Source organism: Paenibacillus ihumii (assembly GCF_001403875.1).
In the GTDB taxonomy this organism is placed as follows: Bacteria; Bacillota; Bacilli; order Paenibacillales; family Paenibacillaceae; genus Fontibacillus; species Fontibacillus ihumii.
Genome location: NZ_LN884290.1, coordinates 63,944 through 73,285, shown reverse-complemented (window position 1 = coordinate 73,285; position 9,342 = coordinate 63,944). Strand labels below are relative to the sequence as shown.

At 50.3% G+C, this 9,342-nt stretch carries 11 protein-coding genes and 1 rRNA gene; 2 read left to right on the top strand and 10 right to left on the bottom strand.

Annotation, left to right across the window (positions count from 1 at the left end):
• From BN2762_RS00415 to BN2762_RS00405, 3 genes are all read right to left on the bottom strand, one after another.
• Nucleotides 1-120 (bottom strand): 16S ribosomal RNA (locus BN2762_RS00415); the annotation flags it as partial.
• 353 nt (nt 121-473) lie between these two features.
• A complete protein-coding gene (locus BN2762_RS00410; RefSeq protein ID WP_055105107.1) occupies nt 474-704 on the bottom strand; it encodes a hypothetical protein in 231 nt (76 codons plus the stop codon).
• A 184-nt stretch (nt 705-888) separates the two neighbouring features.
• Nucleotides 889-1,503, bottom strand: coding sequence for a stage II sporulation protein M (locus tag BN2762_RS00405; RefSeq protein ID WP_055105106.1), 615 nt, complete (start codon nt 1,501-1,503; stop codon nt 889-891).
• Nucleotides 1,504-1,632: 129 nt separating this feature from the next.
• Here BN2762_RS00405 and pdaB point away from each other — a divergent pair, with 129 nt between their 5' ends.
• The gene (gene pdaB / locus BN2762_RS00400; protein WP_055105105.1) at nt 1,633-2,442 is read left to right on the top strand and encodes a polysaccharide deacetylase family sporulation protein PdaB; all 810 of its coding nucleotides are present in this window, start codon (nt 1,633-1,635) and stop codon (nt 2,440-2,442) included.
• A 115-nt stretch (nt 2,443-2,557) separates the two neighbouring features.
• Here the strand turns inward: pdaB and BN2762_RS00395 are convergent, their stop codons facing one another.
• On the bottom strand, nt 2,558-3,169 hold the full coding sequence (locus BN2762_RS00395; protein WP_055105104.1) for a KinB-signaling pathway activation protein: 612 nt from the start codon (nt 3,167-3,169) through the stop codon (nt 2,558-2,560).
• A 127-nt stretch (nt 3,170-3,296) separates the two neighbouring features.
• On the opposite strand from BN2762_RS00395, the gene gerD reads away from it, so the two are divergent.
• On the top strand, nt 3,297-4,118 hold the full coding sequence (gene gerD / locus BN2762_RS00390; protein WP_055105103.1) for a spore germination lipoprotein GerD: 822 nt from the start codon (nt 3,297-3,299) through the stop codon (nt 4,116-4,118).
• A 38-nt stretch (nt 4,119-4,156) separates the two neighbouring features.
• Here gerD and BN2762_RS00385 read toward each other — a convergent pair whose 3' ends face one another.
• From BN2762_RS00385 to rplM, 6 genes are all read right to left on the bottom strand, one after another.
• Nucleotides 4,157-5,266: an Mrp/NBP35 family ATP-binding protein gene (locus BN2762_RS00385; protein ID WP_055105102.1), complete on the bottom strand. Its 1,110-nt coding sequence runs from the start codon at nt 5,264-5,266 to the stop codon at nt 4,157-4,159.
• A gap of 60 nt (nt 5,267-5,326) precedes the next feature.
• Nucleotides 5,327-6,097 carry an N-acetylmuramoyl-L-alanine amidase CwlD gene (gene cwlD, locus BN2762_RS00380; RefSeq protein ID WP_055105101.1) on the bottom strand — a complete coding sequence of 257 codons (771 nt, stop codon included), beginning with the start codon at nt 6,095-6,097 and terminating at the stop codon, nt 5,327-5,329.
• A gap of 86 nt (nt 6,098-6,183) precedes the next feature.
• Entirely contained in the window at nt 6,184-7,353 is a 1,170-nt protein-coding gene (sat, locus tag BN2762_RS00375; RefSeq protein WP_055105100.1) for a sulfate adenylyltransferase, read from the bottom strand.
• A 35-nt stretch (nt 7,354-7,388) separates the two neighbouring features.
• On the bottom strand, nt 7,389-8,081 hold the full coding sequence (locus tag BN2762_RS00370; protein WP_055105099.1) for a phosphoadenylyl-sulfate reductase: 693 nt from the start codon (nt 8,079-8,081) through the stop codon (nt 7,389-7,391).
• Between the two features lie 171 nt (nt 8,082-8,252).
• Nucleotides 8,253-8,645, bottom strand: a complete 393-nt coding sequence (rpsI, locus tag BN2762_RS00365; protein ID WP_055105098.1) for a 30S ribosomal protein S9 — start codon at nt 8,643-8,645, stop codon at nt 8,253-8,255.
• Between the two features lie 20 nt (nt 8,646-8,665).
• A complete protein-coding gene (gene rplM / locus BN2762_RS00360; protein ID WP_055105097.1) occupies nt 8,666-9,103 on the bottom strand; it encodes a 50S ribosomal protein L13 in 438 nt (145 codons plus the stop codon).
• Between the last annotated feature and the right edge of the window lie 239 nt (nt 9,104-9,342).

The following is a 9,342-nucleotide window of genomic DNA, read 5'->3' as shown; positions in this document are numbered from 1 at the left end:
ACTCACCCGTCCGCCGCTAGGTTGATTCGGAAGCAAGCTTCCAAAACAACCCCGCTCGACTTGCATGTATTAGGCACGCCGCCAGCGTTCGTCCTGAGCCAGGATCAAACTCTCCAATAAAGTTGGATATCCCTCGCCCGAAGGCGATGACAATCCAGTTGGAATAAGCTGATTAAGCTCATTTTGAATCTGACGAGATCAGATTTGCATCTGACTCTATTATTTAGATTTCACTTCCGTGAAACCCGCTCACTCGTTGTTCAGTTTTCAAAGATCAACTTCGTTTTTGTGTCCCGCTGTGTTTCAGCGGCGACTTTTATAATATACCATAGTCAGCTAGGTTTTTGCAAGAGTTTTTTTAAAGTTTTTTTATTCCATTTATATACTCTTGCTTTCCTGCTGCCATGCCTCAAAAGCGGCACGATTGATAATTTAACATATCCTCAGCCATAAAGTCAACACCCAGAATCATCTTATTGCTTCGCTTGCGGGAATCGGGCTTTGCGTGCGTACTTGGAGAGTTCTTTCGAGGGGGCGAACCGGGCATACATCCGAAATACAGTCTTGTATCGATTGGCGATAGCACGCCGGATATCCTGATCAAGACGATGGTCGCTCATATCCAGAAGCATCTCATCCAGTTCCTTGCGAAGGACATAGTCCAGTTCTTTGCATTCTTTGTCACTAAACAGCATACCCAACATGGCTCACAGCTCCTCTTTCATATCTAAGTTACGATCGGTGCAGGAATGGATATCAAGATGAAACGAATTCATCTCTGTTGGTTAACGTTGATTAACCCTTTTGCCCAAAAAAGAAACTCGGTCTTTTGGACCGCTTTAATGGTATGCACAACTTTTAGCAAATTTATGAATGCTTTAAATATTTTTATGGCTGGACGAGATGAAAAGTAATCGTGCTCTCAATAATCGCTGCTACGAACAAAGCCACAGTGACCCAAATTGCCGCTCTTCCCGCCGCCTTAAAAAACGCCCCCCACTTCACGGTCCGCTCATGCCGTTCCCTGGCGCCCAGTTCTCCCAAGCTCTTCAGCACCAAATAACCGAACTGCAGGCCGTAAGCCGCGGCGATCACAATAGCCGGGATTTCTATAATGCCATGCGGCAGCAATCCTTTAACGATCAAATCGAACATGTTAGCCCCTTGGTTTGAGGCGGCCTGTACCAGAAAGCCGAGTACCATCCCGTTCATCACTAGGAACACGATCGGCATAAAGCCAAACAGTGCGCCCAGCCCGATGATCAGCAAGCTTTTTATGGCATTATTCAAAAAGATAAACACAAAGAAGCTGAGCTCCGGAGAAGCAGATTGCGATAAGCTGCCGCTTACTTCATGCAGCGCTTCGATTTGCGGAAGCAGCATAGCGCTAAGAGCACCCGAGTATACATGGCCCAGCACGATCCCTGCGATGAATAGCCCGAGGGCTACGAGCATCATTTTCCGATAATGAACCAAATCCTGAATAAAACGACGAAATGACATGAGTTCCTCCTATTAATTAGTACATGATGATTTTCCAGAGCCCGCCGACAAGAGGGTCATATTTCCCCAAGGTACGAGCATATATTGAAGCAGTGGACAAAATACTTTGATACGAGAGGGGCTTAACTTATGAATAATTTCTTCTACGTCCTCAACGGGAAAAAGATCAAACGCTTCTTGTTTGTCTTCGCCGCGGCCCTGTTTGCAGTCGGTGTAATTTATGTGGAGAAAGGAAATATTACGGTATTCTCCGAGGAGAGCAATACTTCGGCCATCTACAGCATATCCACGGACAAGAAGATTATTGCCCTGACCTTTGATATCAGCTGGGGAGATACGAGGACAGAGCCAATTCTGCAGGTGCTTAAAGACAAGGACGTGAAAAAAGCAACCTTCTTCCTCTCCTCCCCTTGGAGCAAGAGCCACCCGGAAATCGTCAAGGCCATCCAGCAGCAGGGCTTTGAAATCGGCAGCCACGGCCATAAGCATGTCAACTACAGCGAACTTGACGAGGAAGAAATCAAACGGCAGATTACAACAGCTCATTCTATTTTAACCGATTTGACCGGAAAATCCCCCAGCCTGCTCCGGCTGCCGAACGGGGATTTTGACAAACGCGTGCTAAAGATCGCCAGCAATCTTGGCTACAAAGTAATTCAGTGGGACACCGATTCGCAAGACTGGATGAACAAAGGAGTCGACACGATCGTCAATCGTGTGGTCAGCAAGGCGCATCCGGGAGATATCGTCCTGATGCATGCCAGCGACTCGGTCAAGCAGACGCATGAAGCGCTGCCGGTCATTATCGACGAACTCCGCAAAAAAGGATACGAATTCGTCACGGTTTCCGATCTCCTCCAAGAAGCTGGCGTTAAAGGTGTTCAGGTTCGGGATCAAGCGTGGATCCAGGAGCAAATCAACACTGCCGCGGGTATGTGACCAACATACAGGGCCGCGCCAATATCTGATTGCCCTCCTCCGAAGTCTGTTTTTCTAATTTAATCGCAAAAAACAAAAAGCTCAGTATGCACTGAGCTTTCTTGGCTTGCTCTCCTTACTGCGAGCTCTGTGCCGATGCAGCAGGACTCGCCGGCTTTAATACTTTATGCAGGATTAGTATCTGATAGGCATTGCACGCCAAGAGCGGAGCAACGATCCATGCCGTCGCCGCATTAACGCCAATCTTGAGCACACCGATCATTTCTACGATCGTTACCGCAATCATGAAGAACAAGGTAGGAATCCATGCCGTCCCATTCGTCAGCTTGGCCTTATAAAAAGCTGCCGCGCAAGCCACAATAAGAATGACTACGCTAAGAATAATATCAGAGCTGCCGCCCTGCCCTTCCCCGACAAATGTTCGGAAGAACATCAGCTCGAGCAAAGCAAGCGCGGTAAGCACGAGTTGTACGTACTGCCAGGTTCGTCTGGTGAATACGCCGTTCCCCATATAGTTGATCATCAAGTAAGCGAAAAAGCCCATTTGCGAATATACGCTTACCATTACGCCTACCCCGAGCAGGATGCCAACGTTCACCAAGAAATCCACTGCGCCGTTCAGCTGCACCGTGTCCGTCCATTGCAGAATCAAACCCACGACCAGCGAGCCGACTGCCCCGACCAGCAGCGTGGTCCAGAACAAATAGAGCCAATTTTTCAAATTCAAGCCTCACACCCCCACTATCGAATTATTTTACCAACGATTCCGTTAAAACACCATGCCTTTGAAGGGGATAATTCCTATTTCACGTCCGCATACTACAAACAGCGATGACGATGAAGGAGGAAGAACCATGAAGTGGCTGAATTACCGATGGATCATTTGCCTTATATGTACTTGTGCACTTCCGCTGACGGCTTGCGGTTCTGAACAAAGCTCCTCTTCTTCCCAAGGCGGAGGATATAAAGAAACCAAGTCCATGATCATTGATATACTTAAGACCGATGAGGGCAAAAAGGCCATTTACGAAGCGCTTAGCTCCCCGCCATCCGAGGGGGGCGGCCAATCGGGCAGCTCGGGCTCCGAATCCGGGGGCGGTGAAGGAGGCTCCGGTTCAGGCGGCTCCGGTGGAGGGTCTGGAGGCTCTGGCGGAGGGGGATCAAGTGGAGGCGGCGGAAGCATGGGGGTTAAAATGCTCCTTCCCTCCCATACCTCCGAGCAGGTCCGGTTAGCCGTAAAGGAAACGATTACGTCTCCGGAGTATAAGAAAGAATTTGAAAAAATCATGACCGATCCCAAATTTGCCGGCGATTTTGCCAAGGCGATCAACTCACAGAACAAGGACTTGCACATGCAATTAATCAAAGATCCGGAGTACCGGAAATCGATCAGCGAAATTATGAAATCTCCGGAGGTCATGAAAATGTTCCTAGAGCTCACTCAGACCTCCGATTACCGCAAACAGTCCATGACTGTCATGCAGGAAGCGATGCAAAGCCCATTATTCAAAATGGAAGTAATGGAACTGTTGAAGACGGTCGTGCAGGAACAGCTGCAGCCTAAGCTGGAGAAAGAATCCAAATCCGGCCAAGGGGAAGCCGGCAGCAAAAGTGGAGGCGGCGGTGGTGGCGGCGGTTCAGGCGGAGGGGAAGGCGGAGGCGGCGACAGCTCCTAAGCAGCCGTCATATGTTACAAAAAAGACTGACCTGGCGGTCAGTCTTTAGTGTATTTAGCTACAACCTGCTGCGCTATGTCGTCGTAAATCTGGCCGACCACGCTGTCCTGCTTATATACGCAAGGCGAGAAATCAGGCTCTGCAGGATGGTTGTCCGGCGCGCCTACCGGAATTTGCGCCAGCAAGCCGGTATGCAGCGTCTCGGCAAGCCGGGCCCCGCCGCCCCGGCCAAAAATATAGTCCTTCTGCCCGCAGCCCGAGCATTCATAGTAAGCCATATTCTCGACAACGCCCAGCACTTCATGATTCGTCTTTAGGGCCATTGCGCCTGCGCGGGCAGCAACAAAGGCAGCCGTGGCATGAGGAGTCGTCACAATGATCTCGCTGCTATGCGGAATCATCTGATGTACGTCAAGCGCCACGTCCCCCGTTCCCGGCGGAAGATCAAGCAGCATATAATCGAGCTCGCCCCAATCCACGTCGCTAAAAAATTGGCGGAGCATTCTGCCCAGCATAGGTCCGCGCCATATCACCGGGTTATTCTCCTGGATAAAGAAGCCCATCGACATCACCTTGACGCCAAAACGCTCCACTGGAATAATAGCGCCCCCGTCTAAATTGGGAGCTTCCTCAATTCCCATCATATCAGGAACGCTAAAGCCATATATATCGGCATCGATCAGTCCGACACGGAATCCGCGCCGGGCAAGCGCCACGGCCAAATTGATCGTAACGGTCGATTTGCCCACGCCGCCCTTGCCGCTGGCGACGGCAATAAATTTCACGCCCGACTTGGGATCAAGAATCGGCAATTTATCGAGCCCTGCGGCATGGCCTTTGCGCAGAACCTCTTCATCGGAGGATTCTTTCTTCCCGGCTCCTCCGCCTGCCTCTTCGCGCTCCCGCTCGGAAGCCTCTCGGAATCGCAAGTGGACCTGGTTGACGCCAGCCTCTGCCAGGCGATCCCGAATCTCCTGCTCCAATTGCTTCTGCGTCTCCTCATCCTTCTCCAGGCATACTACCGTTAAAGAGACCCGGTCCTCTTTCACCATCATATCGCGAATCCATTGCAGCTCAACCAAGCTTCGCTTCAGCGTCGGCTCGGCAATAGGGCGCAAGGCCGCTTGAATATGCTCCTTGGATAACAATGACAGCACCTCGACTTCGTATCATATCGTGTTACAATATCAAAATTTATGTATATTATATCACTCTCCGCTTCCCTTTGCCCTGTTTCCTGTCTCACCCGAGCTATATCTTAATATTCCCTGGTAGATTGACGCCGCTACCTTGCGCTGATATTCCTCGCTCCCCAGCAGCGCAGCTTCGCCCGGATGTGAGAGAAAACCTACTTCAACGAGCGCCGAGGGGATTTTTAGCGTTTCCAGAAGATATACTGCCTTGTCGCTTTGCTTCGCAACCCGGTCGCTATTCTCCAAATTGCGGATCAGCTCTTCCTGAATGAGATAAGCTAGATCATAGCTTTTCTCATGAGCCGAAGTAAAGAATGTCTGTGCTCCGCTCCATCTGCTGGAGGGGACGCTGTTCATATGAATACTGATCAACAGCTTGGCCTGCTTCTCCTCAATGAAACGGACCCGGCGCTTCAAATCCTCAGTTTTGCGTTTGCTGTAGCCCTTCGTTTCCGAATCGGCCAAATCCCGGTCATCCTCCCGGGTCATAACGACGATCGCGCCAGCCTGCTGCAGGTAGTCCCGCAAGTAGAGGGCTACAGCCAGGTTGATATCCTTCTCAATCAGCCCCTGGCGGCTGACTGCTCCGCCATCAGGGCCGCCATGGCCAGCATCCAAGGCTATCGTGACGCCGGCCAGCGGCAGGCTCCAATAATTCCAAGCATTCCTCGCCGGAACTTCATAGAACAGGATCCCGCACAGCAGGCCCAACAGGCCGAGGCCGAGCAATAGCTTTTTGAGTTGACTTACAGAAATCCACAGCGTCACCTTGTCTCGTGAGCCCATAAAAAAGCCACCTCCGCACCCAGAATGATTCTAATCATCTATATGGGACGAGGTGGACAAATATACCTTGTATCAAGCTATAGCCTTTAAATAACGACCTGATGGCTCATGCCCTCGATGAGTACTCTCGCTACCTCCGGTCTCGTAAATTCCGGCGGAGGGCATACTCCGTCGCGCAGCAGAGCCCTTACCTTCGTGCCGGACAACGTCAAATGGGACTCCTTCGGATGCGGACACGTCTTGCTGGAAGCCATATTTCCGCAGGTAGTGCAGAAGAAGCTGTGCTCGAAGAACAAGGGGGAAATTCCCAGTTCCTCTGGCGTAAAGTTCAAGAAGATTTCCTGGGCCTCATAGGTTCCGTAGTAGTCACCGACGCCCGCATGGTCGCGGCCAACGATGAAGTGAGTGCAGCCATAGTTTTTGCGAACCATAGCGTGGAATATCGCTTCCCGCGGCCCGGCATAGCGCATAGCGGCCGGGAACACGCCAAGGAAGGTGCGATCGGCAGGATAATAGTTCTCCAGCAGCGTGAGATAACTCTTCATCCGTACATCGGCAGGAACATCATCCGACTTCGTCTCGCCGACTAACGGATTGAGGAACAGCGCATCAACAATCTCCATCGCGCTCTTCTGGATATATTCATGCGCGCGGTGCACCGGGTTCCGCGTCTGAAAGCCAACTACAGTCCGCCAGCCCTTCTCGGCAAACAGGCGCCGTGTCTCCGCCGGGTCAAAATAGAATTCGGCGAAGCGGTCAGGCTGCGGCCGATTCAGCACTGACACCGGGCCGCCGACGTAATAAGGCGACCGTTCGAAGAGCTTAGCTACTCCAGGATGCTCCTTGTCTTCCGTTTTGAATACCTTTCTGGCTTCCTCCGCCTGATCAGCCTTATAGACGCTTTGTATATCCAGCAGTCCGTAGACGACCCCGTCCTGCTCTCCTACAAGGGCTGCACGCTTGGAGATTTCCAATTGTCCAGCCTGCTCCTCGCTAACGGATAAAGTGATCGGGATGCTCCATACCGTACCGTCCGCCAATCTCATTTTCTGGACAACGGACTCATAATCCTCTTGATTCAGAAAGCCCTCCAACGGAGAAAAAGCGCCGACACCTATCAAATCCAGATCCGAAATCGTCCATGTATTGATCAAAATCTGAGGCAGCTCCTTAGCCGATGCGAGCAGCTCCTCTCTTTCCCTGCCCGTAACAACCCGGTTTACCAGTTTGCCGCCATGCGGCAATATTGCTGTCATCTTCATCTCTCCCTGTATCTATGATAAGTATAGGATTATTTATGAAGCCCGCACTCCGTCTTATCGGAGCCTGCCCAGCGGCCTGCCCGCGGATCCTCTCCCGGCATGACCTGGCGAGTGCAATACTCGCAGCCGATGCTCGGATAATTCTGATCATGCAGCGGATTGTACACGACATCGTTAGCCCGGATGTAGTTCCATACATCCTCAGATGTCCAGCTTGCCAGCGGATTAAATTTAACCAATCCAAATTTCGTATCGTACTCCACCTTCTTCGCATTGGCCCGCGTAGGCGCCTGGTCGCGGCGAATTCCCGTGATCCAGGCATCGTAACCGGACAATACCCGGGTCAGCGGCTCGACTTTACGAATGTTACAGCAGGCATTCGGATCGCTCTTCCAGAGCTCCTCGCCATGCTGAGCCGCTTGCTCTTCCGGCGTAATCAGCGGAGATACCCGTACGAACTCCAGATTATATTTCGAAGCCATTTTATCGCGGGTCTCGTACGTTTCTTTGAAGTGAAAATCCGTATCCAGGTAGAACACATCCGTCGATGGACTGATCTTCTGCAGCATATCGACAACGACCACATCCTCCGCCCCGAAGCTGCACGCAAACGTGATGTTCGGAAACGTCTTAACCGCCCAGGCGATCACTTCTTCCGCTGAGGCCTTCTCAAACTCCTCTGCCTTATCCTGGATTAGCTGTTCCTTCTCCAATAAATTCATGATTTCGTCCCCCTCGCAGTAATATACAAAAACAAGGAAATATTCCTACTAAACAGATTTGAATTATAATTTAAAGTATAGAACTTTTTAACAATAAGTCAATATGAACGCAAGAAAAAAAGCCCTTGGCCAATATAGGCCAAGGGCTTTTTTTCCTTGTAGCAAGGGATATTAACGTTTGGAGAATTGTGGTGCACGACGTGCAGCTTTAAGACCGTATTTCTTACGCTCTTTCATGCGTGGGTCACGAGTCAAGAAGCCTGCTTTTTTCAGTGCAGAACGGAATTCTGGATCTGCTTTGAGCAATGCACGGGAAATACCGTGGCGAATCGCTCCGGCTTGACCGGAAATCCCACCGCCGTGAGCGATAACGATCACGTCGTAGTTAGTAGTGGTTTCTGTCAAATTCAGCGGTTGTTTAACGATTAGTTTGAGTGTTTCCAAACCGAAGTAGTCATTGATATCACGTTTATTGATGACAATGCGTCCTTCACCCGGTACAAGGCGAACACGAGCTACCGAATGTTTACGACGACCTGTCCCATAGTATTGTACTTGTGCCATGAAACTGTCCTCCCTTTTAATTATCCGCGAAGTTCGTAAACTTCAGGTTTTTGTGCTGCATGTGGATGCTCAGTACCCGCATATGCTTTCAATCTCAGCTTCATTTTCTCACCTTGGCGAGTTTTAGGAAGCATGCCGTGAACCGCAGATTCGATCATGCGCTCCGGTTTTGTTCTCAAAAGGTCTTGAGCAACCGTCACTTTAAGACCACCTGTATGCTGGGAGTGACGATAGTATTTCTTGCTTTCCATTTTGTTGCCGCTAAGCTTGATTTTCTCCGAGTTGATGACGATCACGAAATCACCGCCGTCAACATGAGGTGTAAATCCTGGTTTGTGTTTACCGCGAATCAATGCCGCAGCTTCGCTCGCCAAACGGCCCAGCGTCTTGCCTTCGGCATCAATGATATGCCATTTGCGCTCAACTTCGCTTGGCTTAGCCATATAGGTGGTACGCATGTAAAGATCCTCCTTCATTCTCATCCGAATTCGTTCATAGATACCAGAATGGTTCATGCTCTTTGGGCGCAGAACGAATCTGGTAAATTTATCTTCGTTCTTATGCTTATTCGCATTAAATTATCATGGATGTATCGTTTTCTTACCGGGGGCCGTGGGATAGCCATAAGAAAACACAACTTATATTTTACAGGATGCAAATTTATTACGCAAGTCCTTTTTTAGAGCAAAAGGAATAA